23 protein-coding genes are annotated in these 23,955 nt (G+C 73.2%); 11 read left to right on the top strand and 12 right to left on the bottom strand.

Features of this window, described 5'->3' with window-relative positions; all coding sequences use genetic code 11:
• Positions 1 to 36 precede the first annotated feature (36 nt).
• The 5 genes from ACZ7MF_RS24785 (at position 37) to ACZ7MF_RS24765 (ending at position 4,768) form a co-directional block, all read left to right on the top strand.
• Complete coding sequence (locus tag ACZ7MF_RS24785) at positions 37 to 1,380, top strand: GH1 family beta-glucosidase (RefSeq protein ID WP_471479818.1); 1,344 nt, start codon at positions 37 to 39, stop codon at positions 1,378 to 1,380.
• A gap of 105 nt (positions 1,381 to 1,485) precedes the next feature.
• Positions 1,486 to 2,565 carry a PhoH family protein gene (locus tag ACZ7MF_RS24780; protein ID WP_003976271.1) on the top strand — a complete coding sequence of 360 codons (1,080 nt, stop codon included), beginning with the start codon at positions 1,486 to 1,488 and terminating at the stop codon, positions 2,563 to 2,565.
• A gap of 12 nt (positions 2,566 to 2,577) precedes the next feature.
• The gene (gene ybeY, locus ACZ7MF_RS24775; RefSeq protein ID WP_109032989.1) at positions 2,578 to 3,075 is read left to right on the top strand and encodes an rRNA maturation RNase YbeY; all 498 of its coding nucleotides are present in this window, start codon (positions 2,578 to 2,580) and stop codon (positions 3,073 to 3,075) included.
• A complete protein-coding gene (locus ACZ7MF_RS24770) occupies positions 3,072 to 4,376 on the top strand; it encodes a hemolysin family protein (protein WP_471479815.1) in 1,305 nt (434 codons plus the stop codon). The genes ybeY and ACZ7MF_RS24770 overlap by 4 nt, the downstream gene beginning before the upstream one ends.
• A complete protein-coding gene (locus ACZ7MF_RS24765) occupies positions 4,373 to 4,768 on the top strand; it encodes an MmcQ/YjbR family DNA-binding protein (RefSeq protein ID WP_356860692.1) in 396 nt (131 codons plus the stop codon). Before ACZ7MF_RS24770 ends, ACZ7MF_RS24765 begins: the two co-directional genes overlap by 4 nt.
• On the opposite strand, the gene ACZ7MF_RS24760 is transcribed toward ACZ7MF_RS24765, so the two are convergent.
• A complete protein-coding gene (locus tag ACZ7MF_RS24760) occupies positions 4,730 to 6,193 on the bottom strand; it encodes an MFS transporter (protein ID WP_471479814.1) in 1,464 nt (487 codons plus the stop codon). The two genes, ACZ7MF_RS24765 and ACZ7MF_RS24760, sit on opposite strands and share 39 nt — an antisense overlap.
• Positions 6,194 to 6,306: 113 nt before the next feature.
• Here ACZ7MF_RS24760 and ACZ7MF_RS24755 point away from each other — a divergent pair, with 113 nt between their 5' ends.
• Together ACZ7MF_RS24755 and ACZ7MF_RS24750 are read left to right on the top strand one after the other, a co-directional pair.
• Positions 6,307 to 7,200, top strand: coding sequence for a helix-turn-helix transcriptional regulator (locus ACZ7MF_RS24755; RefSeq protein WP_471479812.1), 894 nt, complete (start codon positions 6,307 to 6,309; stop codon positions 7,198 to 7,200).
• 38 nt (positions 7,201 to 7,238) lie between these two features.
• The gene (locus ACZ7MF_RS24750; RefSeq protein ID WP_471479810.1) at positions 7,239 to 7,595 is read left to right on the top strand and encodes a cytidine deaminase; all 357 of its coding nucleotides are present in this window, start codon (positions 7,239 to 7,241) and stop codon (positions 7,593 to 7,595) included.
• A 13-nt stretch (positions 7,596 to 7,608) separates the two neighbouring features.
• Here ACZ7MF_RS24750 and ACZ7MF_RS24745 read toward each other — a convergent pair whose 3' ends face one another.
• Positions 7,609 to 8,172: a hypothetical protein gene (locus ACZ7MF_RS24745; protein ID WP_471479808.1), complete on the bottom strand. Its 564-nt coding sequence runs from the start codon at positions 8,170 to 8,172 to the stop codon at positions 7,609 to 7,611.
• A gap of 132 nt (positions 8,173 to 8,304) precedes the next feature.
• Here ACZ7MF_RS24745 and era point away from each other — a divergent pair, with 132 nt between their 5' ends.
• Positions 8,305 to 9,258: a GTPase Era gene (gene era / locus ACZ7MF_RS24740; RefSeq protein WP_356860700.1), complete on the top strand. Its 954-nt coding sequence runs from the start codon at positions 8,305 to 8,307 to the stop codon at positions 9,256 to 9,258.
• Positions 9,259 to 9,279: 21 nt separating this feature from the next.
• On the opposite strand, the gene ACZ7MF_RS24735 is transcribed toward era, so the two are convergent.
• The 3 genes from ACZ7MF_RS24735 to ACZ7MF_RS24725 all read right to left on the bottom strand — a co-directional run bounded on the left by ACZ7MF_RS24735 (position 9,280) and on the right by ACZ7MF_RS24725 (position 12,905).
• The gene (locus ACZ7MF_RS24735; protein WP_471480118.1) at positions 9,280 to 10,422 is read right to left on the bottom strand and encodes a carbohydrate kinase family protein; all 1,143 of its coding nucleotides are present in this window, start codon (positions 10,420 to 10,422) and stop codon (positions 9,280 to 9,282) included.
• Between the two features lie 228 nt (positions 10,423 to 10,650).
• Positions 10,651 to 11,946, bottom strand: coding sequence for a glucarate dehydratase family protein (locus tag ACZ7MF_RS24730; RefSeq protein ID WP_471479806.1), 1,296 nt, complete (start codon positions 11,944 to 11,946; stop codon positions 10,651 to 10,653).
• Positions 11,943 to 12,905 (bottom strand): 5-dehydro-4-deoxyglucarate dehydratase, encoded by a 963-nt coding sequence (locus tag ACZ7MF_RS24725; protein ID WP_471479805.1) that lies wholly within the window; start codon positions 12,903 to 12,905, stop codon positions 11,943 to 11,945. The genes ACZ7MF_RS24730 and ACZ7MF_RS24725 overlap by 4 nt, the downstream gene beginning before the upstream one ends.
• Before the next feature lie 113 nt (positions 12,906 to 13,018).
• Here ACZ7MF_RS24725 and ACZ7MF_RS24720 point away from each other — a divergent pair, with 113 nt between their 5' ends.
• The gene (locus ACZ7MF_RS24720; protein ID WP_471479804.1) at positions 13,019 to 13,816 is read left to right on the top strand and encodes an IclR family transcriptional regulator; all 798 of its coding nucleotides are present in this window, start codon (positions 13,019 to 13,021) and stop codon (positions 13,814 to 13,816) included.
• A 175-nt stretch (positions 13,817 to 13,991) separates the two neighbouring features.
• Entirely contained in the window at positions 13,992 to 15,341 is a 1,350-nt protein-coding gene (locus tag ACZ7MF_RS24715) for an MFS transporter (protein WP_471479802.1), read from the top strand.
• Positions 15,342 to 15,360: 19 nt separating this feature from the next.
• On the opposite strand, the gene ACZ7MF_RS24710 is transcribed toward ACZ7MF_RS24715, so the two are convergent.
• The 5 genes from ACZ7MF_RS24710 to ACZ7MF_RS24690 form a co-directional block, all read right to left on the bottom strand.
• Positions 15,361 to 16,359: an adenosine deaminase gene (locus ACZ7MF_RS24710; protein ID WP_471479800.1), complete on the bottom strand. Its 999-nt coding sequence runs from the start codon at positions 16,357 to 16,359 to the stop codon at positions 15,361 to 15,363.
• A 20-nt stretch (positions 16,360 to 16,379) separates the two neighbouring features.
• Positions 16,380 to 17,285, bottom strand: a complete 906-nt coding sequence (locus ACZ7MF_RS24705) for a ribonuclease Z (RefSeq protein WP_471479798.1) — start codon at positions 17,283 to 17,285, stop codon at positions 16,380 to 16,382.
• A 28-nt stretch (positions 17,286 to 17,313) separates the two neighbouring features.
• Positions 17,314 to 17,667, bottom strand: a complete 354-nt coding sequence (locus tag ACZ7MF_RS24700; protein ID WP_356860710.1) for a histidine triad nucleotide-binding protein — start codon at positions 17,665 to 17,667, stop codon at positions 17,314 to 17,316.
• 70 nt (positions 17,668 to 17,737) lie between these two features.
• Positions 17,738 to 20,941, bottom strand: a complete 3,204-nt coding sequence (locus ACZ7MF_RS24695) for a S41 family peptidase (protein ID WP_471479797.1) — start codon at positions 20,939 to 20,941, stop codon at positions 17,738 to 17,740.
• A gap of 67 nt (positions 20,942 to 21,008) precedes the next feature.
• On the bottom strand, positions 21,009 to 21,497 hold the full coding sequence (locus ACZ7MF_RS24690; protein ID WP_471479795.1) for a hypothetical protein: 489 nt from the start codon (positions 21,495 to 21,497) through the stop codon (positions 21,009 to 21,011).
• 102 nt (positions 21,498 to 21,599) lie between these two features.
• Here ACZ7MF_RS24690 and ACZ7MF_RS24685 point away from each other — a divergent pair, with 102 nt between their 5' ends.
• A complete protein-coding gene (locus tag ACZ7MF_RS24685) occupies positions 21,600 to 21,983 on the top strand; it encodes a hypothetical protein (RefSeq protein ID WP_471479793.1) in 384 nt (127 codons plus the stop codon).
• Between the two features lie 33 nt (positions 21,984 to 22,016).
• Here the strand turns inward: ACZ7MF_RS24685 and ACZ7MF_RS24680 are convergent, their stop codons facing one another.
• Positions 22,017 to 22,766, bottom strand: a complete 750-nt coding sequence (locus ACZ7MF_RS24680) for a 16S rRNA (uracil(1498)-N(3))-methyltransferase (protein WP_471479792.1) — start codon at positions 22,764 to 22,766, stop codon at positions 22,017 to 22,019.
• Positions 22,763 to 23,857, bottom strand: a complete 1,095-nt coding sequence (locus ACZ7MF_RS24675) for a nitronate monooxygenase (RefSeq protein ID WP_471479790.1) — start codon at positions 23,855 to 23,857, stop codon at positions 22,763 to 22,765. Before ACZ7MF_RS24675 ends, ACZ7MF_RS24680 begins: the two co-directional genes overlap by 4 nt.
• Positions 23,858 to 23,955: the final 98 nt, after the last annotated feature.

Here is a 23,955-nt window from a genome sequence, read left to right as displayed (position 1 = left end):
TTGACTTCCCTTACCGGGGGTACGGATGATCCGCGCATGGCGACTGACGCGATGCCGGCGATCCCGATGCCGCGGTTCCCTGACGGCTTCCTGTGGGGCGTGTCCACGTCCGCGCACCAGATCGAGGGCGCGGCCGGACTGCGGGGACCGTCCGTGTGGGACGCCTTCACGGCGGAACCGGGCCGGGTGAAGGACGGTTCGACGGCGGCGGTGGCCTGCGACCACTACCACCGCTACCGCGAGGACGTGGCGCTCCTCGCGGGCCTCGGCGTGGACTCGTACCGCTTCTCCGTCTCCTGGCCCCGGGTGGACTCCCCCGGCGGCCTGGACTTCTACGACCGCCTGGTGGACGAGCTGTGCGCGGCGGGCGTGCGGCCGGTGCCGACGCTCTTCCACTGGGACCTGCCCGCGGGCCTGGACTGGCTGGAGCGGGACACGGCGGCCCGGTTCGCCGAGTACGTGTCGGTCGTCGCGGAGCGCCTAGGCGACCGGGTCGGCAAGTGGATCACCCTCAACGAACCCGCCGAGCACACCCTGCTCGGCCACGCCCTGGGCGTCCACGCCCCCGGCCGGGAGCTGCTGTTCGACGCCCTCCCGGTCGCCCACCACCAGCTCCTGGCGCACGGCCTGGCGGTACGGGCCCTGCGCGCGTCCGGTGCCACGGACGTCGGCATCGCCAACTCGCACGGCCCGACGTGGGCCGCCTCCGACGACCCGGCCGACCGGGAGGCGGCGGACTTCTACGACCTCCTGCTGAACCGGATGTTCGCCGACCCGCTCCTGACCGGGCGGTACCCGGAGGGCATCGGCGACCTCATGCCCGGCTCCTCCGGGGAGGTCGAGGCCGACCTGGAGATCATCGCCGAGCCGCTGGACTGGTACGGGGTGAACTACTACGCGCCGACGCGGGTGGGTGCCCCGCAGGGCGCGGAGATCGAGTTCGGCGGGGTGACGCTCCCGGCCGAACTGCCCTTCTCGGTGCGCCGGATCGAGGGGCGTCCGGTGACGGACTTCGGCTGGCCCGTGGTCCCGGAGGGGCTGACGGAGCTGCTCACCGGCTTCCGCGACCGCTACGGCGACCGCCTCCCGCCGGTCGTGATCACGGAGAACGGCTGCTCCTACGAGGGCGTCGACGACCGGGACCGCATCGCCTACCTCGACGGGCACCTGCGCGCCCTGCACCGGGCGGTCACGGCGGGCGTGGACGTGCGCGGCTACTTCGTGTGGTCGCTCCTGGACAACTTCGAGTGGGCCGAGGGGTACGCCCGCCGCTTCGGACTGGTCCACGTGGACTTCACGACGCTCGCGCGCACGCCCAAGGCTTCGTACGGCTGGTTCCGGGATCTGCTCGACGGACAGCGGCGGGTACCGGTCGGATAAACCCCTCGGTGCTGTCGGCGGGGAGTCGTACGCTGGAGTCAGCAGACACACCCGTCACGCGGCGGACGCCGCAGAGGAGGACGAGCAGGCCTAGAGCGCCGGCCCATGACTCAGACACCCTCAGCCCACACCCCCGCACAGGGGCAGGCGAGCGCACGGATCACCGTCCCCGCCCAGCACCCGATGGTGACCGTACTGGGCTCCGGAGACTCCCTCCTGCGCGTGATCGAGAAGGCCTTCCCGGCGGCCGACATCCATGTCCGGGGCAATGAGATCAGCGCCGTCGGCGACACCCATGAGGTCGCCCTCGTACAGCGCGTGTTCGACGAGATGATGCTGGTGCTGCGCACGGGGCAGCCGATGACGGAGGATGCAGTGGAACGCTCGATCGCCATGCTCAAGGCGAGCGAGAACGGGGAGAGCGACGGCCAGGAGACCCCGGCCGAGGTGCTCACGCAGAACATCCTGTCCTCGCGCGGCCGCACGATCCGCCCCAAGACGCTGAACCAGAAGCGGTACGTCGACGCGATCGACAAGCACACCATCGTCTTCGGCATCGGCCCCGCGGGCACCGGCAAGACCTACCTGGCGATGGCCAAGGCGGTGCAGGCCCTGCAGTCCAAGCAGGTCAACCGCATCATCCTGACCCGCCCGGCGGTCGAGGCCGGCGAGCGGCTCGGCTTCCTGCCGGGCACGCTGTACGAGAAGATCGACCCGTATCTGCGCCCGCTGTACGACGCGCTGCACGACATGCTCGACCCGGACTCGATCCCGCGGCTGATGGCGGCGGGGACGATCGAGGTCGCGCCGCTGGCGTACATGCGCGGCCGTACGCTGAACGACGCGTTCATCATCCTGGACGAGGCGCAGAACACCAGCCCCGAGCAGATGAAGATGTTCCTCACCCGGCTCGGCTTCGAGTCGAAGATCGTGATCACGGGTGACGTGACACAGGTCGACCTGCCGGGCGGCACGAAGTCGGGTCTGCGGCAGGTGCAGGAGATCCTGGAGGGCGTCGAGGACGTCCACTTCTCCCGGCTCACGTCCCACGACGTCGTCCGGCACAAGCTGGTGGGCCGTATCGTCGACGCCTACGAGCAGTACGACAGCAGGAACGGCACCGAGAACGGCGGCCACAACGGCGGCCGGACACCGAGACACGGTGCCAAGGCCAAGGGGAAGTAGACCAGCACGACCATGTCGATCGACGTCAACAACGAGTCCGGAACCGAGGTCGACGAGCAGGCGATCCTCGACATCGCCCGCTACGCACTCGCGCGGATGCGCATCCACCCGCTCTCCGAGCTCTCGGTGATCGTCGTGGACGCCGGCGCCATGGAGCAGCTGCACATCCAGTGGATGGACCTGCCGGGTCCCACCGACGTGATGTCCTTCCCGATGGACGAGCTGCGTCCGCCGTCCAAGGACGAGGAGGAGGCGCCGCAGGGGCTGCTCGGCGACATCGTGCTCTGCCCGGAGGTCGCCGCCAAGCAGGGCACCGAGGCGCCGACGGAGCACTCCATGGACGAGGAGCTCCAGCTCCTGACCGTCCACGGGGTGCTGCACCTGCTCGGGTACGACCACGAGGAGCCCGACGAGAAGGCCGAGATGTTCGGTCTGCAGGCCGCGATCGTGGACGGCTGGCGTGCGGAGAGGGGCCTGACCGGCCCGTCCCCGGCCCCGACGGTCTCATGAGCCTCCCGCTCGTCGCCGGTGCCGTCGCCCTGGTGGTGGTCGCCTGGCTGGCCGCGTGCGCGGAGGCGGGGCTCGCGAGGGTCTCCAGCTTCCGCGCCGAGGAGGCGGTACGGTCCGGGCGCCGGGGCGGGGAGAAGCTCGCCCAGGTCGCCGCGGACCCGACGCGCTACCTGAACGTGGCGCTGCTGGTCCGCGTCGCCTGCGAGATGGCGGCCGCCGCGCTGGTCACGTACGGCTGCCTCAGGGAGTTCGACGGCACCGGCGAGGCGCTGATCATCGCCATCGCGGTGATGGTGCTGCTCTCCTACGTCGCCGTCGGGGTGTCCCCGCGCACCATCGGGCGCCAGCACCCGCTGAACACGGCGACCGCGGCGGCGTACGTGCTGCTGCCGCTGGCCCGGATCATGGGCCCGATCCCGTCGCTGCTGATCCTCATCGGCAACGCGCTCACCCCGGGCAAGGGCTTCCGCCGGGGTCCCTTCGCCTCGGAGGCCGAGCTGCGGGCGCTGGTGGACTACGCCGAGGCGGAGTCCCTGATCGAGGCCGAGGAGCGCCGCATGGTGCACTCGGTGTTCGAGCTGGGCGACACGCTCGTGCGGGAGGTCATGGTGCCGCGCACCGACCTCGTGGTCATCGAGCGCTACAAGACCATCCGGCAGGCCCTCACCCTCGCCCTGCGCTCCGGTTTCTCCCGGATACCGGTGACCGGCGACAGCGAGGACGACATCGTCGGCATCGTCTACCTGAAGGACCTGGTCCGCAGGACGCACATCAGCCGGGACGCGGAGAGCGACCTGGTCTCCACCGCGATGCGCCCGGCGTCCTTCGTGCCGGACACCAAGAACGCCGGTGACCTGCTGCGCGAGATGCAGAAGGAACGCAATCACGTCGCCGTCGTCATCGACGAGTACGGCGGCACGGCGGGCATCGTCACCATCGAGGACATCCTGGAGGAGATCGTCGGCGAGATCACCGACGAGTACGACCGGGAGCTGCCGCCGGTGGAGGAGCTGGGCGGGGACCGTTTCCGGGTCACCGCCCGCCTGGACATCGGCGACCTGGGCGAGCTGTACGGCCTGGACGAGTACGACGACGAGGACGTGGAGACGGTCGGCGGTCTGCTGGCGAAGGCGCTGGGCCGGGTCCCGATCGCCGGGGCTTCGTCGATCGTCGAGCTTCCGGACGGCCGTGAGCTGCGGCTGACGGCGGAGGCCGCCGCGGGCCGCCGGAACAAGATCGTGACGGTGCTGGTGGAGCCGGTGGGCGCGGCGAAGCCGGCCGAGGAGGCCAGGTCCGAATGACCCCCGGGGAACTGCGCGACTTCTGTCTGTCCTTCAACGCCGCGGTGGAGGACTTCCCCTTCAATCCGGAGACCTCCGTCTTCAAGGTGCTGGGGAAGATGTTCGCGCTGACCTCGCTGGACGGGCGCCCGCTCACCGTCAACCTCAAGTGCGACCCGGACGACGCGATCCGGCTGCGCGACGACCACCCGGGGCTGATCGTCCCCGGGTGGCACATGAACAAGCGGCACTGGAACACGGTGACGGTGGGCGGCGGACCGGAAGGCCGACCCGAAGGCGGCCCCGGCGGCGGACTCCCGGACCGCGTCGTCCGGGAGCTCGTCGAGGACTCGTACGACCTCGTCGTCGCCGGTCTACCGCGCGCGGAGCGGCTCCGCCTCGACCGTCCCTGAGCCCGCCGCCCGGTTGGCGCGCAGCCCCGCCGCGACCAGTACGGCCGCCGCCAGCACGATGACCGCGTCCAGGACCAGCACCGTGTGGACGCCGGACCCGAGGTCGGTGGCGGTGGTGGCCAGCACGCCGAGCAGCGGGATGCCGACGGTGATGCCGACCTGCTGGGTGGAGGTGACCAGGCCGGTCGCCAGGCCCTGCTCCTCGTCGGGGACGCCGGAGGTGACGGTCAGGCCGTAGGAGATGATCGCGCCCAGGTGGCACATGCTGGCCAGGGACACGGCGGCGGTGGCGAGCACCACCGACCAGCCGCCCTCGCCCAGCGCCAGCAGGGACAGGCCGATCGCGCCCTGTCCGGCGAGCGAGCCGACGAGGGTGCGGCGGGCGCCGAAGCGGCCGATGACGCGGGGGGCGAGGGAACCGGCCACCACCGACAGCACGCCCTGCACCCCGAAGACCAGACCGGTCTCGAAGGCGCTCAGGTGCAGGATCTCCTGGAGGTACAGGGTGAGCACGAAGACGACCGTCGACATCATCGAGAAGGTGACCAGCCCGCCCAGGTTGCCCCACGCCACCGTGCGGCGGCGCAGCATCGGCAGGGAGACCAGGGGCGCCGCGTTGCGGGACTCGACGGCCACGAAGGCGGCCAGGAGCAGCAGGCCCGCGGCGAGGGTGACGAGGACGTCGGTGCGGCCGAAGCCGTCCTCGGCGGCCGTGGTGAGGGCGTAGATCAGGGCGAGCAGGCCGCCGGTGACGGTGACGGCGCCGGGGACGTCGAGACGGGGCCGCTCCGGGGTCCGCGACTCGGGCAGCAGGCGGGGCGCGAGGGGCAGCACGATCAGGGCGAACAGGGCGAGCAGGCCCATCGTGGAGCGCCAGCTCAGCAGGTCGGTCAGGACGCCGCCGGCCACCATGCCGACGGTGAAGCCGAGCGAGAGCAGGGTGCCGGAGATGCCGAGGGCGCGGGCGCGGGCGGGGCCCTCCGGGAAGGTCGTCGTCAGCAGGGACATGCCGGTCGGGACGATGGCCGCGGCGCCGAGGCCCTGGAGGGCGCGTCCGGCGAGGAAGGAGGCCGGGTCCCAGGCGAGGGTGGCCAGCAGGGAGGCGGCGCCGAAGAGCGCGAGCCCGGCGAGGAAGAGCCGGCGGCGGCCGTAGAGGTCGCCCATGCGGCCGAAGAGCAGCAGGAACCCGCCGGACGGCAGCGCGAACGCGGTGACCGCCCACTGGAGGGCGGAGGTGCTCATGCCGAGGTCCGCGCCGAGCACGGGCAGGGCGACGTTCAGGACGGAGAAGTCGAGCGCGACCATGAACTGGGCCGCGCAGAGCACGAACAGGACCAGCCGGTCGCGGGGTGAGAGCCGGGGAGCGGACGGTCCCGCCGGCACGGGGGCCGGGGTGGAAGTCGGGGTGGTGGAGTCGATCGCCATGGACATGAGCCTCGGGCCCCCGGAATAGTTGTGGGGAGACGCCGATTGTTCTGGTGGTGCCACCACCAGGCACCGGCAGGCAGCACAGGCATGGCTACGGGGGGAGTGCGTTCGTGCCGGACGTGATCACGAGGACCGGGACCGCGGGCCGGGACCGGCGCCGCAGTGAGCTGCGGGAGTTCCTGATGAGCCGCCGGGCGCGGGTGTCCCCGGCCGAGGTCGGTCTGCCGGACGGCGGGGCGCGGCGCCGCACGCCGGGGCTGCGCCGCGAGGAGGTGGCCGTACTCGCCGGGGTGGGCGCGTCCTGGTACCAGTGGCTTGAGCAGGGCCGCGACATCTCGGTCTCCCCGCAGGTGCTGGACGCGGTCGGCCGGGTGCTGCGGCTCAGCAACACCGAGCGCCGCCACCTGTACGTCCTTGCGGGGCTGAACCCGCCCGCGGCCGAGGTGGAGCCGTCGAAGCGGGACATGTGCGAGGGGCTGCGGCGCCTGATCGACACGTGGATGCCGTATCCGGCGCACATCATGGACCGGTACTACAACTGCGTGATGTACAACGACGCGGCGGCGATGGTGCTGGGCATGCGGCCCGAGACGACGTGGAACTGCATCGTCGACTACTTCACCGACCCGCTGTACCGCTCCCGGGCCCGCAACTGGGAGCACAACGCGCGCACGGTCGTCGCCCAGTTCCGCGCCACCTGTGCGGCCAATCCGGACGACGAGGGCTTCCAGCAGGTGCTGGCGGACCTGAAGGGGGCCAGCGCCGAGTTCGCCGCGCTGTGGGAGGAGCGGGACATCGAGGACGCGGGGCAGATCCGCAAGGAGCTGGACCACCCGCTGGTCGGCCTCCTCAGCCTGGAGTCCACGGCGCTCCAGGTCCCCGCCCGCCCCGATCTGACCATCGTGCTGCACACGCCGCTGGAGGAGGCGAACACGGCGGCGAAGCTGGAGTGGCTGTCCTCGCCGGAGGGCCGGCGCGGGGCGATGTACCCGGTGGCGGGGTGAGCGGCCCGGCGCCCGGCGGGGCTCCGTATGCTCACTCCATGACCACCGACACCCCCGGCCTCGACCCCGAGGACCGCAAGATCGTCACCCTGGCCCGCTCGGCCCGCGCCCGCAACGGCGTCCCCGAGGGCGCGGCCGTACGCGACGAGACCGGCCGCACGTACGTCGCCGGGACCGTCGCGCTGGACTCCCTTCACCTCAGCGCGCTGCGTACGGCGGTGGCGATGGCGGTGGCCTCCGGCGCGAAGTCCCTGGAGGCGGCGGCCGTGGTGACCGAGTCGGAGGCGGCGTCGGACGAGGACCGGGCGGCGGTCCGGGACCTGGGCGGCCCGGAGACACCGGTGCTGGTGGCTTCGCCGGACGGGACGGTCCGGGCCACGGTGAGCGCGGGCTGACGAGGGCCGCGGGTCAGTCCGCGGTGTCGGGGTCGGTCACGGCCTCCGGCGTGACGAAATGCTGGTAGGTCAGAGCCCACACCCCGGTCTCGCGCCGAACCGCCCTCATGGTGGACAGCGGGTCGTCGTCCCAGCCTTCGATCAGCGAGTCGGTAGCCGCCTGGCACGACCGTTCGAAGGCCACCGCGCCCTCCGCACCGTCCACTCCCGCTTCCAGGAAACCCACCGTCTCGACGGCCCACGCTGACATCTCGTCCCGAGTCACGGCCTCGTGCCGGGCGAGACGGGCGAGCGCGGCGCCGGCAAGGTCCTGGTAGCCCCTGAGGAACTCCTCGGGGAGCCGCAGTGCCCGAGCCCGCGTGCCCAGCACGCGGTTCGCGTCCTCGGCCGCCCGCCCGACCCCGGGATGGATGTCGGAACCGCGCAGACGGCGCCACACGGCACTCAACCCGCCGTCCACGCGGTAGTAGAGGGACCGGAGACCGTCGTCAGGGCAGGCGGCGAAGACCGCGCCGCCGATCCGCAGGGCCACGGAGGCCTGGTGGGCCAGGGCGGCGTCGTGAACCGGACTCTGCACGTACGGCTCCTCTCGGACGCCCCCGGGATGGCGGCAGCGGAAGCATAGACATCGGCTCCGCACCGCCGTGCCACTGGGCTCGGTCACGTGGCCGGTACGGCGGGGCTCTGGGGATCAGGGACAATGGGCGCCATGAGCGTTCGTACCCAGTCATCCGAAGAACCGGCCGAGACTGTTCACCGGGCCGGCTTCGCCTGCTTCGTGGGCCGTCCCAACGCGGGCAAGTCCACCCTGACGAACGCTCTGGTCGGGCAGAAGGTGGCGATCACCTCCAACCGCCCGCAGACCACCCGGCACACCGTGCGCGGCATCGTGCACCGCGAGGACGCCCAGCTGATCCTGGTGGACACCCCGGGGCTGCACAAGCCGCGCACGCTGCTGGGCGAGCGGCTCAACGACGTGGTGCGCACCACGTGGGCCGAGGTGGACGTCATCGGCTTCTGCCTGCCGGCCAACGAGAAGCTGGGCCCGGGTGACCGCTTCATCGCCAAGGAGCTGGCGGGGATCAGGAAGACCCCGAAGGTCGCGATCGTCACCAAGACCGACCTGGTGGACTCCAAGACGCTGGCCGAGCAGCTGATCGCGGTCGACCAGCTGGGCAAGGAGCTGGGGATCACCTGGGCGGAGATCGTCCCGGTGTCCGCCACGGCGAACCAGCAGGTCGACCTGCTCGCCGACCTCCTCACCCCGTTGCTGCCCGAGGGTCCGGCGCTCTATCCCGAGGGCGACCTGACCGACGAGCCCGAGCAGGTCATGGTCGCCGAGCTGATCCGCGAGGCCGCGCTGGAGGGCGTACGGGACGAGCTGCCGCACTCCATCGCGGTGGTCGTCGAGGAAATGCTCCCGCGCGAGGACCGCCCGGCGGACAAGCCGCTCCTCGACATCCACGCCAACGTCTACATCGAGCGCCCCAGCCAGAAGGGCATCATCATCGGCCCCAAGGGCAAGCGTCTGAAAGACGTCGGCATCAAGTCCCGCACCCAGATCGAGGCCCTCCTCGGAACCCCGGTCTTCCTGGACCTGCACGTCAAGGTCGCCAAGGACTGGCAGCGGGACCCGAAGCAACTGCGGCGGCTCGGGTTCTGAGCGCGCCCGGGTCGGGGGCGGTCAGGGGGTCGGGGGGCGGAAGCCGATGGTGGGGACCGCGCGGCGCAGGGGCCACGGTGCGGGTGTCGCCAGGTCGTCGGGGAGCAGGCCGGCCAGGAACGCGTAGCGGCTGAGGGCGGCCGGGTCCTGGTCCTCCAGGGACTGGACCTTGCGCCACCAGGTGGCGATCTCGCACCAGCCCGGCGCCGACAGCGAGCCCCCGAACTCCTGGACGGAGAGGGCGGCGGTCAGCCCGGCGAAGGCCAGCCGGTCGGCGAGCGGCCAGCCGGCCAGGGTGCCGGTGACGAATCCGGCCACGAACACGTCCCCGGCGCCGGTCGGGTCCAGCGCCTCGACCTCGATGGCCGGGACCTCGGCGCTCTCCCCCGTACGCCGGTCCACCGCGTAGGCGCCGTCCGCGCCGAGGGTGACCACGGCGAGCGGCACGTGCTCGGTCAGGGCGTGCGCGGCGGCGCGGGGGCAGGTGGCGCCGGTGTAGCGCATGGCCTCCTCCGCGTTCGGCAGGAAGGCCTCGCAGTGCGCCAGGTCGGGCAGCGCGGCCAGGTCCCAGGCGCCGGTGTCGTCCCAGCCGACGTCGGCGAAGACGCGGGTGCCGCGGGCGGCGGCCCGGGCGATCCAGGGAGCGCTGACGCCGGGGGCGAGGGAGGCGACGGCGGCGCGGGCGCCGGGCGGGCAGTCGGGGGACGGTTCCTCGGGCGGCGGCTCGTGGCCGTGCGAGACCATCGTGCGCTCCCCCTCGTACGCCATGGAGACCGTCACCGGCGAGTGCCAGCCGGGCACGGTGCGCGAGGAGGCCAGGTCGATGCCCTCGCCCCGGGACAGGGCGTCCCAGCAGTAGTCGCCGTAGTGGTCGTCGCCGAACGCGGCGGCCAGCGAGGTGCGCAGGCCGAGGCGGGCCAGCGCGGTCGCCATGTTGGCGATGCCGCCCGGGCTCGACCCCATCCCCCGGGCCCAGGACTCGGTCCCGCGCACCGGGGCGGAGTCGAGCCCGGTGAAGATCACGTCGAGGAAGACGGTGCCGGTCAGGAACACGTCCCAGGGCGGGTCCTGCGGTGTGCGCAGGTCGGCGAGGGGATCGGCCTGGGGGTGGCGGTGCGAACCCTCGGGCGGGACGTGGCGGTGCGTTCTCTCGTCGGCCGGCATGACGGGCACGTCGGTCGCGTCGGGCACGTCGGTGGACACGGTGGACGCTGTCACGGTGCGCTCCCTGGCATGGTGCGGACCCCGCCAGTGTGCACCACGCCACCGACAGTGCGGTGGTGCCGGCCGCGTGGCGTCAGGCCGGGGCCGGTCCCGGGTGCGCGGTCCGGGCGGCGCCCGGAATGGTCTCCGGTGCCGGGGGCCGCCGCCGCCCTGGCCGACGGGCTCGGTTCACCAACGGGGGACGGACGGGGTGACCCATTCCGGGTCGGCGACCCGCATCGCCGCCGCGTCGTCGCGGTCGCGGAGCGTGCCGTCGTCGTCGAGCCAGCGCCGGTGCAGGAACGCCAGCCGCTCGCGGTCGAGTTCGACGCCGAGGCCGGGGGCGTCGGAGACGGCGACCCTTCCGCCGTCGAAGGTGAGCCGTTCGGTGAGCACGTCCTCGGACTGCCAGGGATAGTGGGAGTCGCAGGCGTGGTGGAGGTTCGGCACGGTGGCCGCGACGTGCGTCATGGCGGCGAGGCTGATGCCCAGATGGGTGTTGGAGTGCATGGAGACGCCGACGCCGAAGGTGCGGCAGACGGCGGCCAGTTGCTGGGTGTTGCGCAGCCCGCCCCAGTAGTGGTGGTCGGAGAGCACGACCTGCACGGCGCCCTTGGTGAAGGCCTCCTGGATCTCGGCGAACGTCGTCACGCACATGTTGGTCGCGAGCGGCACCCCGGTCCTCGCGGCGACCTCGGCCATCGCCGGGGTGCCGAGCGCGGGGTCCTCCAGGTACTCCAGGACGTCCCCGAGTTCCGCCGCGACCTTGACGGAGGTCTCCACGGACCAGGCGCCGTTGGGGTCCAGGCGCAGGGGGTGTCCGGGGAACGCCTCGGCGAGGGCCCTGATCGCGGCGATCTCCTCGTCGGGCGGGAAGACGCCGCCCTTGAGCTTGAAGGAGGTGAAGCCGTACCGCTCGGTGAAGGCGCGGGCCTGGGCGACGACTCCGGCCGGGTCGAGGGCGGCGCCCCAGTCGTCCTTCTCGCTCGCCACGCCCCCGGGGTGGTCGGCCCACTTGTAGAAGAGGTACGCGCTGTACTCCACGGCGTCGCGGACCTTGCCGCCGAGCAGGGCGTGCACGGGCAGGCCGAGCGCCTTGCCGAGGGCGTCGAGGCAGGCGACCTCGAAGCCGGAGACGACGGACAGGCGCAGCTTGTCGGCGGTCTGGACGCCGCGCAGCCCACCGACGTCCACCTGCCCAAAGACCCGGGAGGAGTCGACGGCGACCTCGTCGGCGAGGGTGAACAGGCCGTTGAGGTCAGAGACCTGACGGCCGATCAGCGTGTCGGCGAACGGGCGGGCCAGTTCCAGGTACTTGGCGTCGCCGTAGGTCTCGCCGACGCCGGTGACGCCGTCGGCGGTCTCCACCTCGACGATCAGGCGGGGGGTGTACGGCTGGTGCACACCCTGGGTGTTGAGCAGCGGCGGGTCGGCGACCAGGATCGGCGTCAGGTGGACGGCCGTGATGGTGAGGTCGCGGGTCACAGGGCGGCTCCTACGAGGTCGAGTCCGGTGGTGAGCAGGGTCTTGAGCGCGGCGAGGTCGGCGGGCGCGGGGTCGGTGAGGGGGGCGCGGACGGGGCCGACGGGGCAGCCGCGCAGCCGGGCCGCCGCCTTCACGAGGGACACGGCGTATCCGGGTACGCGGTCGCGCAGTTCGACGAGCGGGACGTAGAAGTCGCGCAGCAGCTTGTCGACCGTGCCGGTGTCGCCGCCGTGCAGGGCGGCGAGGAAGGCGTTCGCGATCTCGGGCGCGAAGGCGTGCACGGCCGAGGAGTAGGCGGGGACGCCGACGGCGGCGTAGGCACGGGCCTGGACCTCGGCGGTGGCGGCGCCGTTGAAGAACAGGAAGTCATCGGGGGCGGCGAGGACCGAGCGCTGGAGGCGGTCGAGGTCGCTGTGCCCGTCCTTGAGGCCGATCACGCCGGGGACGCGGGCGAGGCGCCGGACGGACTCGGCGGTGTAGGCGACCTGGCCGCGCTGGTAGGCGATGAGCGGGAGCCGGGTGCCGGCCGCGATCCGCTCCACCTGGGCGACCAGGCCGTCCTGCGGGGCGGCGGTGAGGTAGTGCGGCATGACGAGGAGGGCGTCGGCCCCGGCCTCCTCGGCGATGCGGGCGAACCGCAGGGCCTGCGCCCAGCCGTAGCCCGTCCCGGCGACGACCGGGACCCGGCCCGCGCTCTCCTCGACGGTGATGGCGACGACCTGGCGGTACTCGTCCTCGTCGAGCGAGAAGAACTCGCCGGTGCCGCAGGCGGGGAAGACGGCGCCGGGGGCGGTGGTGAGCCGTTCGGCGACGTAGGCGCGGTAGCCGCCGGGGTCGAGCGAACCGTCGTCGCGGAAGCTGGTCAGCGGGAAGGACAGCACGCTCGCCGCCATGCCTTGGCGCAGCCGCCGGACGACGGCTGCCCGACCGGTGTCGGGGTCGGGGCTCACACTCGTCATCTCCATCACTCCCACTGTCTCCCTATGTAGATGGTGTCTACGTATGGAGATGGAGGTTAGAGAGGTGACCGTTGGGCGTCAATGGGTCGTGGGCATCCGTTTACGATCGGCCCATGTCGGAGACTGGGGACGCGACGCCGGGCGGCGTCCGCGAGGTGAAGTCCGCGGCGCGCACGGTGGAACTGCTGGAGGTGCTGGCCGCCCGCGGGGACCGCCCGGCCCGGCTCCAGGAGCTGGCGGACGGGCTGGGCGTACCGCGCAGCTCCATGTACGCCCTGCTGCAGACGCTGATCTCGCGCGGCTGGGTCCGCACCGACGTCACCGGCTCGCTCTACGGCATCGGCATCCACGCCCTGCTCACCGGCACCGGCTACCTGGACTCCGACCCCCGGGTGCGGGCGGTGCGGCCGTATCTCGACGAGGCGTCCGAGGCGCTGGGCGAGACCATCCACCTGGGGCGGCTGGACGGGCGCGACGTGGCGTACCTGGCGACCCGGGAGTCGCACGAATACCTGCGCACCATCAGCCGGGTGGGGCGCCGGCTGCCGGCCCATGTGGGCGCGCTGGGGAAGGCGCTGCTGGCGGAGCGGCCGGACACGGAACTACCCGAGGGGCCGTACGAGGTCTTCACCCCGAACACCCACACCAGCAGAGAGGCCCTGGCCGCCGATCTCGCCCGGACCAGGGAGCGCGGGTACTCCGTCGACCGCGAGGAGGGCGTGACCGGCATCGTCGGTTTCGGCTTCGCGCTGCGCTACGACGCCCCGGCGCTGGACGCGGTCAGCTGCTCGGTGCCGGTGGCCCGGCTGACGCCGGATCACGAGGCGCGGATCGTGGCGGTGATGCGGGAGATCAGGGCCAAACTGGAGGCGACGGTTCCGGCCGGAGGCGGCTCGGTCCACTGGCGTTAGCGCTCGCTGCTACCCAGCCTCGAAACCCCCAAACAGACATGTGACCTAGATCACATCGACTCGCCTGTTTCGGGACTCCTTCCGCTTGATACAAATTGCCCGCGCGCCCCTCTCGGTCGACGGGTCGTCGCCCCCTCCCTCCCCATCGTCCCTTTCGCATGCCCTGGGAACGCCCGTGTTCGCCCCCCGCACCACCCCCTGGCCCCTCGTCGCCCTGTTCACGGCCGGGTACCTGCCTCCGTACCTGCTGCCCACCACCGTCGGCAGACTCGACACCAGCCTTCCGCTGTCCACCACCCAGGCGGGCGCCGTCGGCAGCGCGCTGCTGCTGAGTTCGGCGACCGCGGGCTTCCTGCTGGCCTCCCGGGTGCAGCGGTTCGGCGCCCGGGCAGCGGCCCGCCTCGGCCTCGTACTGGCCGTCCTCGGCTACGGCGCCGCCGCGCTCACCACCGCCGTCCCGGCCGTCGTCCTGGGCGCGGTCGTGGGCGGTTTCGGATCGGGGACGGCCATGACGGTCGCCGCCACCCGGATCGCCGCCGAGAAGGATCCCCACCGCGCCTCCACGATGGGCCTGCTGAGCGTGTCCGCGCTGGCCGGTGCGGTGTACCTGACGGTGCCCCACCTCGGCCGGGCGCACGGGCTGCCACTGGCCGCGATCGCCCTGACGGCGCTGGCGGTGTGGCCGCTGACCGGCCGCCTGCCGGGTCCGACGGCCGTCTCCCCGGCCGCACCCGGCACCGAAGCCACCGCCCCGCTCCCCCACCGCCGTTCGGGACTCGTCCTCGCCGTCACCGTGCTGTGCTGGTCCCTGGCGCAGAACTCCCTGTGGGGCGTCAGCGGCCGGATCGGGCTGACGCAGGCCGGCCTCGGTGACGCCACGCTCGGCGTCGTCTTCGCCGTCGCGCTGGGCGCCGGCCTGGTGGGCGTGCTGGTGGCGGGTGCGCTCGGGCCGCGGCTGGGGCGGGCGATGCCCGTCGGCGCCGGCACGGTGCTCATCGCGGGCTGCATCGCGGTGAGCGCGTCGGCGACGACCCCGACGGCCTTCGCCACCGGGGAGATCGCCTGGAACACCGTCTACCCGGTCGTCCTGTCGTACCTGATCGGCCTCGCCGCCTCGCTCGACGCGCGCGGCCGGTGGGCGGTGCTCGTCGGCTCGGCGTCCTCGCTGGGCACCGCGGCCGGGCCGCTGGCCGGCAGCGTCCTGTCGGCGCAGGCCGGTTACGCGGGGATGGGGATGATCCTGGCCGCCGGGCTGCTGCTGGTCGCCGCGCCGCTGACCGCCGTCGCGCTGCACACCGCGGGGCGCCCGCTGCTGCCCGGCGCGATCCGCCGCCGGGGCGGCACCCCGGCCGCGCTGGTCGCCGCCGCCACGGGAACGCCGAGCGGTGCGGTGCCCGAGGTCGGTGCCGTGGAGCAGCCGGTCGTGGAGATCGACGTGGAGGTCCCGGCGGTGGCCGTCCAGGGCGCCTACGAGACGGCGGGACCCCGGCAGGCGGCGGCCGCACCGGGGTCCGGGCCGGGCTGAGACCCGCGCGCGGGAACCGCTACGCGGCGGGGAACTCGTACGCGTCGACCTCCGCGAGGTACCGCGCCCGCAGTTCCTCGTCGTCCTCCAGGAAGGAGGCGAGGAACGAGTTGCGGGCCAGTTCCCGCAGCCGCTCCCCGGTCAGGCCGAGGGCCTGGCGCACGGCGTCGAAGTTGTCGCCCGCGTAGCCGCCGAAGTAGGCCGGGTCGTCGGAGTTCACCGTGCACATCAGGCCCGCGTCGAGCATCGCGGGCAGCGGGTGGTCGGCGAGGGTGTCGACCGTGCGCAGCCGCACGTTGGACAGCGGGCACAGGGTGAGCGGGACGCGCTCGCGCACCAGCCGCTCGACCAGCGCCGGGTCCTCCACCGAGCGCAGCCCGTGGTCGATCCGCTCGACGCCGAGGACGTCGAGGGCCTCGACGACGTACGCGGGCGGCCCCTCCTCGCCCGCGTGCGCGACCCGGCGCAGGCCGAGGGCGGCGGCGGCCTCGTACACCTCACGGAACTTGACCGGCGGGTGGCCGACCTCGGCCGAGTCCAGGCCGACCCCGGTGATGCGGTCCAGGTAGGGCTTGGCGGCGTCCAGCGTCCGCATCGCGGACTCGGCGGACTCGTCGCGCAGGAAGCACATGATCAGGCGGGTGGAGATCCCGTGGTTCTCCCGGCTGCTCGCCAGCGCCCGCCACAGCCCCTCCACGACCGTGCCCATCTCCACGCCCCGGGCGAGGTGGGCCTGCGGGTCGAAGAAGATCTCGGCGTGCCGGACGCCCTGAGCCGCGGCACGGGCGAGGTAGGCGTCGGCGAGGTCCTCGAAGTCCCGCTCGGTGCGCAGGACGGCCATCAGTTCGTAGTACAGGTTCAGGAACGACTGGAGGTCCTCGAAGCGGTACGCCTCGCGCAGCGCGTCCTCGTCCGCGTACGGCAGGGACACGCCGTTGCGGGCAGCGAGCGCGAAGGCCAGCTCGGGCTCCAGGGTGCCTTCGATGTGCAGGTGCAGTTCAGCTTTGGGCAGGGGCATCAGAGCATCGTACGACCGTTTTACCGGCGTTTCGGAACCGGTACGCGGGTGAGGTCCCGGGCCACGGTCAGCTCGCCCCCGTAACCGGCCGCGCGCGCCTGCCGCTCGAACTCCTCGGGTTCGGAGTAGCGCTGGCTGAAGTGGGTGAGGACGAGGTGCCGTACGCCCGCGTCCCGGGCGACCCGCGCGGCCTGACCGGCGGTGAGGTGGCCGTGGTCGGTGGCGAGGGTCTCGTCCTCGTCGAGGAAGGTGGACTCGATGACCAGCAGGTCCGAGCCCTCGGCGAGCGCGTACACGCCCGCGCACAGCCGGGTGTCCATGACGAACGCGAACCGCTGGCCGCGGCGGACCTCGCTGACCTCGTCGAGCGCGACGCCGCCCAGCGAGCCCTCGCGCTGGATGCGGCCCACGTCGGGCCCCGTGATGCCGTGCGCGGCCAGGCGTTCGGGCAGCATGCGGCGGCCGTCGGGCTCGGTGAGCCGATAGCCGTACGACTCGACGGGGTGCGACAGCTTGCGGGCGTCCAGGGTGTAGGTGGGGGTGACCGCGAGGGGGCCGTCGGCGGCGACCGGGGCCTCGGTGAGGGCGACGGTCTCGCGGTAGGCGGTGGCGTACCGCAGGCGCTCGAAGAACCGCTGCCCGGAGCGCGGGTAGTGGGCGGTGATCTCGTGCGGGACCCGGTCCAGGTTGATGCGCTGGATCACCCCGGCGAGGCCCAGACTGTGGTCGCCGTGGAAGTGGGTGACGCAGATCCGGTTCAGGTCGTGGGCGGCGACCCCGGCGCGCAGCATCTGGCGCTGGGTGCCCTCGCCGGGGTCGAACAGGATGCCCTCGCCGTCCCAGCGCAGCAGGTAGCCGTTGTGGTTGCGGTGCCGGGTCGGGACCTGGCTGGCGGTGCCGAGGACGACGAGTTCACGTACGGACATGGTGGGTGGTGGTCCGGTCCTGTCCGGGTTATCCGGGGGGCCATTCGAGGCCGCGGCCGCCGAGCACGTGGGCGTGCGCGTGCCAGACGGTCTGTCCGGCGCCGCTGCCGGTGTTGAAGACGGTGCGGTAGCTCTCCAGCTTCTCGTCGTCGGCGACGGCCTGGGTCTCGCGCAGCACGTCGGCGGCGAGCTGCGGGGCCTCGGCGGCGAGGGCGGCGGCGTCCTTGTGGTGGGCCTTGGGGATCACCAGGACGTGGGTGGGGGCCTGGGGGTTGATGTCCCGGAACGCGACGGTGGTGTCCGTCTCGCGCACGATCGTCGCGGGGATCTGCCCTGCGACGATCTTGCAGAACAGACAGTCGTCCTGTGGCTCGCCAGTCACTTGGCTCTCCTCACACCGGTGATCTTCCAAGGGGCATGGTATCCGCGCAGCTGCGGGCAGGCGCCGCAGGTCAGGGCAGCGCCGGCGGCGTCTTCGCCGGGGTTTCCTCCAACGCGGCCAGCGCCAGCGCGATCGCCTCGTCCAGTTGGGGGTCGCGGCCCGCCGCGTGGTCCTGGGGGCGTTGGGGGACCTCGACGTCGGGGTCGACGCCGTGGTTCTCCACGCCCCAGCCGTAGCCCTCCAGCCAGAACGCGTACTTCGGCTGCGTGATCAGCGTGCCGTCGACCAGCCGGTAGCGGCTGTCGATGCCGATGACGCCGCCCCAGGTGCGGACCCCGACGACGGGGCCGATGCCCAGCGCCTTGATCGCCGCGTTGACGATGTCGCCGTCGGAGCCGGAGAACTCGTTGGCGACCGCGACGACCGGCCCGCGGGGCGCGTCCTGCGGGTAGCTGGTCGGCCGCATCCCGCGCGGCAGGTCCCAGCCGACGATGCGCCGCGCCAGCTTCTCCACGACCAGCTGGGAGGTGTGGCCGCCGCGGTTCTCGCGGACGTCGACGACCAGGCCCTCCCGGGCCACCTCGACGCGCAGGTCGCGGTGGATCTGGGCCCAGCCGGGCGCCTGCATGTCGGGGACGTGCAGGTAGCCGAGCCGGCCGCCGGACTTCTCGTGGACGTAGGCGCGGCGGTCGGCGACCCAGGCGTGGTAGCGCAGCGGCTCCTCGTCGGCGAGCGGGACGACGACGGCGTGCCGCACCTCTCCGCCGCCGGACGGGGAGATGGTCAGCTCGACCGGCTTGCCGGCCGTGCCGACGAGCAGCGGGCCCGGACCGGTGACGGGGTCCACGGCCTGTCCCGCCACCGCGACGATCGCGTCCCCGGCGCGCACCGCGACCCCGGGCGCGGCGAGCGGGGAGCGGGCGTCGGGGTCGGAGGTCTCGGACGGCAGGACACGGTCGATGCGCCAGGCGCCGTCCTCGTGGCGGGAGAGGTCGGCGCCGAGCAGGCCCTGCCGGGCGCCGGAGCCGTGGCCGCCGCGCGGGGTGACGTAGGCGTGCGAGGTGCCCAGTTCGCCGTGCACCTCCCACAGGAGGTCGACCAGGTCGTCGTGGGTGGCGACGCGGTCCAGGACGGGCCGGTAGCGGTCCAGGACGCCGTCCCAGTCGACGCCGTTCATGTCGGCCCGCCAGTAGTGGTCGCGCATGATGCGGCCGGTCTCGTCGAACATCTGCCGCCACTCGGCGGCCGGTTCGACCCTCTGCCGGACCCGGCCCAGGTCGACGGTGATGTTGGTGTCGCTGTCCTCGTCGCCGGAGGCCCGCCGGTCGCTGGGTACGACCTTGAGCCGCCCGTCGGTCCACAGCAGCACCCGCTTGCCGTCGCCGCTGACCTCGAAGTGGTCGGCGTCGCCGCCGAGGTGCTCGACGCGCTGCTGGGCGAGGTCGTAGCGCTCCAGCTCGGTGTTCGGGTCGGGGTCCTCGGGGTTGGCGCGGGAGGCGCCGAGGACGCCGGTCAGCGGGTGGCGCAGCCACAGGACGCCGTCCTTGGCGGCGCGCAGCCGGGAGTAGCGGGCGGCCTCGACCGGGAAGGGCACGATGCGGTCGGCGAGGCCCTCGATGTCGATCCGGGTGGTCGGGGTGCCCTCGCTGTCGGGGGTCTCCTCGCGGTCCGGGGTCTCGAAGGGGCGGCCGTGGCGCTGCGGGCCGAACGGCGAGGGCGTGGTCGCGGCGAGGGTGATCAGGTACGGGCGGGCGCCCTCGACGAAGGCCAGGTCGAAGACGTGCTCGTCGTAGACCGGGTCGAAGGAGCGGGTGGAGAGGAAGGCGAGGTGCTTGCCGTCCAGGGTGAAGGCGGGCGAGTAGTCCTTGAAGCGCAGCGGGGTCGCCTCGCTCACCGACAGGTCGGTGGTGTTGGCGAGCTTGAGCTGGCGCAGCGGCTCCGGGCCGGGGTGGGACCAGGCGAGCCAGGAGGAGTCGGGCGAGAAGACCAGGCCGGAGGCGTCGCCGTCCTCGCTGCGGTCGACCTCGCGGACCTCGCCGCTCTCCCGCTCGACGAGCAGCACCCGCCCGTCGTGCGAGGCGACGGCGACGCGGCTGCCGTCGGGGGCCACGGCGAGGTGCAGCACCCGGCCGAGCTGCCCGGCGGCCAGGCGCCGTGCGGTGGCGCCGGGGGCGAGCCCGGTGGCGGGCGCGAACTCCAGGGCGTCGTCGCCCTCGGCGTCCGTCACCCACACCACCCACTCCTCGCCGTCGGCGCGGAAGGTGCGCGGCAGCCGGGTGCGCACGCCGGGCGTGGCCGCGAGCGCGCGTGCCGGTCCGGAGCGGTGGGTGACCCAGTGCACGCCGCCGCGTACGGCGACGGCGCTGCCCCGCCCGGTGTGGTCGGGGGAGGCCGAACCGAACCAGCGGGCGGCGTTGACCGGGTAGGACTGGAGGTCGACGCGGGCACCGCCGAGCCGGATGTCCAGGCGGCGCGGTTCGGCGCCGTCGAGGTCGTCCAGCGTCCACAGTTCACCGGCACAGGCGTAGACGACGCGGCTGCCGTCGGTCGCGGCGTGCCGGGCGTAGAAACCGTCGAGGGGCGTGTGCCGGCGCAGGTCGGAGCCGTCGGCGAGGGAGGAGTAGAGGGCGCCGGTGCCCTCGTGGTCGGAAAGGAAGGCGATCCGGTCGCCGACCCAGAAGGGGTACTCGATGTTGCCGTCGAGGCCGTCGTGCAGGCGGACGAACTCGCCGTCGTCCTCGCGGTCGATCCACAGCTTGCCCGCGGTGCCGCCCCGGTAGCGCTTCCACCAGGCGGCCTCGCGGCCCATCGGCGCGGACAGCAGCACGGTGTGCGGACCCTGGGCGACGTCGCCCACGGGTCCGTACGGCAGGGTGGTCGCCGGTCCGCCGTCGAGCGGGACGGCGCGGGCCCAGCTGCGGCGCAGGCTGGCCTGGCCGTAGGTGCTCAGGGCGAGGACGCGGCCCTCGGCGGTCCAGCCGCGTACCTGGGTCCTGATGCTGCCCCAGTGGGTGAGGCGCTTGGCGGGGCCGCCGTCGACGGGCGCGACGTGCACCTCGGGGGCGCCGTCACGGGTGGAGGTCCAGGCGACCGTGGTGCCGTCGGGCGAGATGCGCGGGTGGTTCACCGGCACGTTGTCGGCGCTGACCCGCCAGGCCCGGCCGCCGTCGAGCGGGGCGAGCCACACGTCGTCCTCGGCGGTGAAGGCGACCAACTCGCCGTGCGGGTGCGGAAAGCGGAGGTAGGCAGGCGCTGCGGGCTGAGTCACCCCCATACCCTATGCAGGGGCGCGGCCCGCCGACAGAGGTTTGGATCACTTCCCGGCCATGGGCCCCGTCCGGCTACTTGCCCTCGACCGGCCGGCAGTGCGGGTCGTCCGGGCACCAGATGGTCCGGGTGACGGTCACGGTGGGCCCCGGCCCGTTCTGGGAGGGCCGGTTCGCGGGCGGGGCGCTCGTGGCGTCGCAGTTGCCCAGCCCCTTCACCCGGAACCACTCCTTGCCGTCCACCTTCGCGGTCAGGTTCCCGCGCACGCAGGCGCCGTTGACGACCCGGGTGACCTTGCCGTCGACGGTGATGTCCTTGCCGTCGTCGGTCCTGCCCTCGCAGTGCACGGAGGCGACCGCGTTCTCGCTCGCCGAGGCGGTGGTGCCCTGGTCGCCGTAGGAGGCGGTGCAGGTGAGCCAGCGCACCTCCGCCTTCTGCCGCTGCAGTTCGCGGGTCACGGTCTGGTCGGTCGTGTAGGCGACCGTCGCGGAGCTGAGTCCGCCCGGCTCGCACGCGACGAGACCGCCGACGGCGACGGCCGAACCGACGGCCAGCGGAGCCATGCGCCAAATCCGTCTCAACGCCCCCATGGAGGGCAGCCTGCCACCGCTCCGGAACCGGCGGTAGGGCGCATACGGCCACTCCTCGCCACTACCGTGGGCGCCATGGGCAACGACCGCAGGCAGCGCAGGCTCGTCATGGACGAACGCACCACTTACCTGTGGAGTCACCGGCAGAAGCGGGGGCGCGACGACGTCTGGCGGGACGCCCTGACGCTCTACCGGGACGGGGTCCGGGTCCGGTTCGTCTTTCTCGCGGGCGCGCCCGACTCGGGCCGGTGGACCACGGAGGGCGGCTACTGGTACGAGGGCTGCGTGGGCGACAACCGCGGCAACCTGCTCAACCTGCGCGAACCCGGGGTCGTACGGGCGCTGGTCGAGGAGGCCGGGCGGCGCGGGCTGCTGCCCTGGGACGGGCCCGGGGGCCGGCCGGTGGAGCTGGACGGCTGGGAGCTGTTCCCCGCCGTGGTCGCCGCCACCGACGGCTGACCGGGGCCGTCGGGACCCGGCAATCCGGCGCCGTCAGGACCAGCGGCCGGTGCGGGCCAGGAGTACGGCGGTCGCGGCGGTGCCCGCGGTGGAGGTGCGCAGGACGCTGCGGCCCAGGCGGTAGGGGTTCGCACCGGCCTCGGCGAACAGGGCCAACTCCTCCGGGGACACCCCGCCTTCGGGGCCGACCACCAGCACGATGTCGCCGGTGGCGGGGAGTTCGGCATCGGACAGGGGGACGTCGCCGCTCTCGTGGAGGACGGCGGCGAAGCCGGCGTCGGCCAGAAGTGAGGCAACCTGCTTGCTGCTCGCCGCGTCCGCGACGTCGGGGAAGCGGACCCGGCGGGACTGCTTGCCCGCCTCCCGGGCCGTCGCCCGCCACTTGCCGAGCGCCTTCAGGCCGCGCTCGCCCTTCCACTGCGTGATGCACCGGGACGCCGCCCAGGGCACGATCGCGTCGACCCCGACCTCGGTCATCGTCTCGACGGCCAGCTCACCGCGGTCGCCCTTGGGCAGGGCCTGGACGACGGTGATGCGGGGCTGCTCGGCCGGCTCCTCGCGCACGCCGCCCGGGACGGTGACGACCAGGCGGTCCTTGCCCTCGGCGGCCTTCACCGAGCCCTCGGCCCAGTGGCCGCGCCCGTCGGTGAGGACGACGTCCTCACCCGCCCGCAGCCGCTTGACGGAGACGGCGTGGCGTCCCTCGGGCCCGTCGAGGACGTACTCCCCCGCGGGCAGGTCCTGCGGCCGCAGGGAGTCGACCACGAACACCGGTGCCGTCATCGGGCGCCGCCTCCCGTCGCATAGCCCGACAACCCCGACAACGCTGTCCCGGCGTCGGCGAGTTCGGCCGTCAGCACCTCCACCAGCTGTCCCGCGGGCAACTCCCGGGCCATCCGGTGGCCCTGTCCCGCCCAGAGCGCCATGCCCTGCGCGTCGCCCGTCTTCGCGGCGGCCTTGCGCACCGGCGAGGTGAGGTGGTGCACCTCGGGGTAGGCGGCGGGGGCGTACCGGCCGTGCTCGCGCAGGAAGCGGTTGACCAGGGCGCGGGCGGGGCGGCCGGAGAAGGCGCGGGTGAGTTCGGTGCGGACGAAGAGCGGGTTGGTCAGCGCCTGCTTGTGCAGGTCGTGCGCGCCGGACTCGGGGGTGGCGAGGAAGGCGGTGCCCAGCTGGGCCGCGCTCGCGCCGGCCGCGAGGACCGCGGCGATCTGGCCGCCGCGCATGATGCCGCCGGCGGCGAGGATCGGCAGACTCACCGCCTCCCGGACCTGGGCGACCAGCGACAGCAGACCGGTTCCGGAGCCGCCGGTCTCCGGGTTGTCCCGGTGGGTGCCCTGGTGGCCGCCTGCCTCGACGCCCTGGGCGATCACCGCGTCGGCCCCGGACTGCTCGACGGCCCGGGCCTCGTCCACGGTGGTCGCGCCGACCAGGGCGAAGGTGCCCACGCGGTGCAGGGAGTCGACGACCTCGCGGCTGGGCACGCCGAAGTGGAAGGAGACCACCGGCACGGGGTTGTCCAGCAGCACGGCGAGCTTGGTGTCGTAGCCGTCGTCCCGGCCGCAGTCGGGGTCGCCCAGCTCGGTCTCGTACCAGGCGGCCTCGCCGGCCAGCTGGTGGGCGTAGACGTCGACGGCGGCGGGATCGGCCGTCTCCGGCTGCGGGAGGAAGAGGTTGACGCCGAAGGGACGGCTCGTGAGCCCCCTCAGCTGTTTGATCTCCTGGTACATCCCGTCCGCGGTCTTGTACCCGGCGGCCAGGAAGCCCAGCCCGCCCGCCTCGGACACCGCGGCCGCGAGCCGTGGCACGGAGACGCCGCCCGCCATGGGCGCCTGCACGATCGGGTAGGGGAAGAGATCGGTCAGTGCGGAGGACATGACGGCATGTTGTCACGTCCTCCACACAAGTCCGAATCCGGGCTTCCGTTGGCATACGCCAGGAGCATCCGCATCCCCGGAGGGGCCCTCAGCGCCCG

Source organism: Streptomyces sp. NPDC111628 (assembly GCF_055635195.1).
Note: the sequence above shows the minus strand (reverse complement) of the source record. Positions and strands in the feature narration are given on the sequence as shown.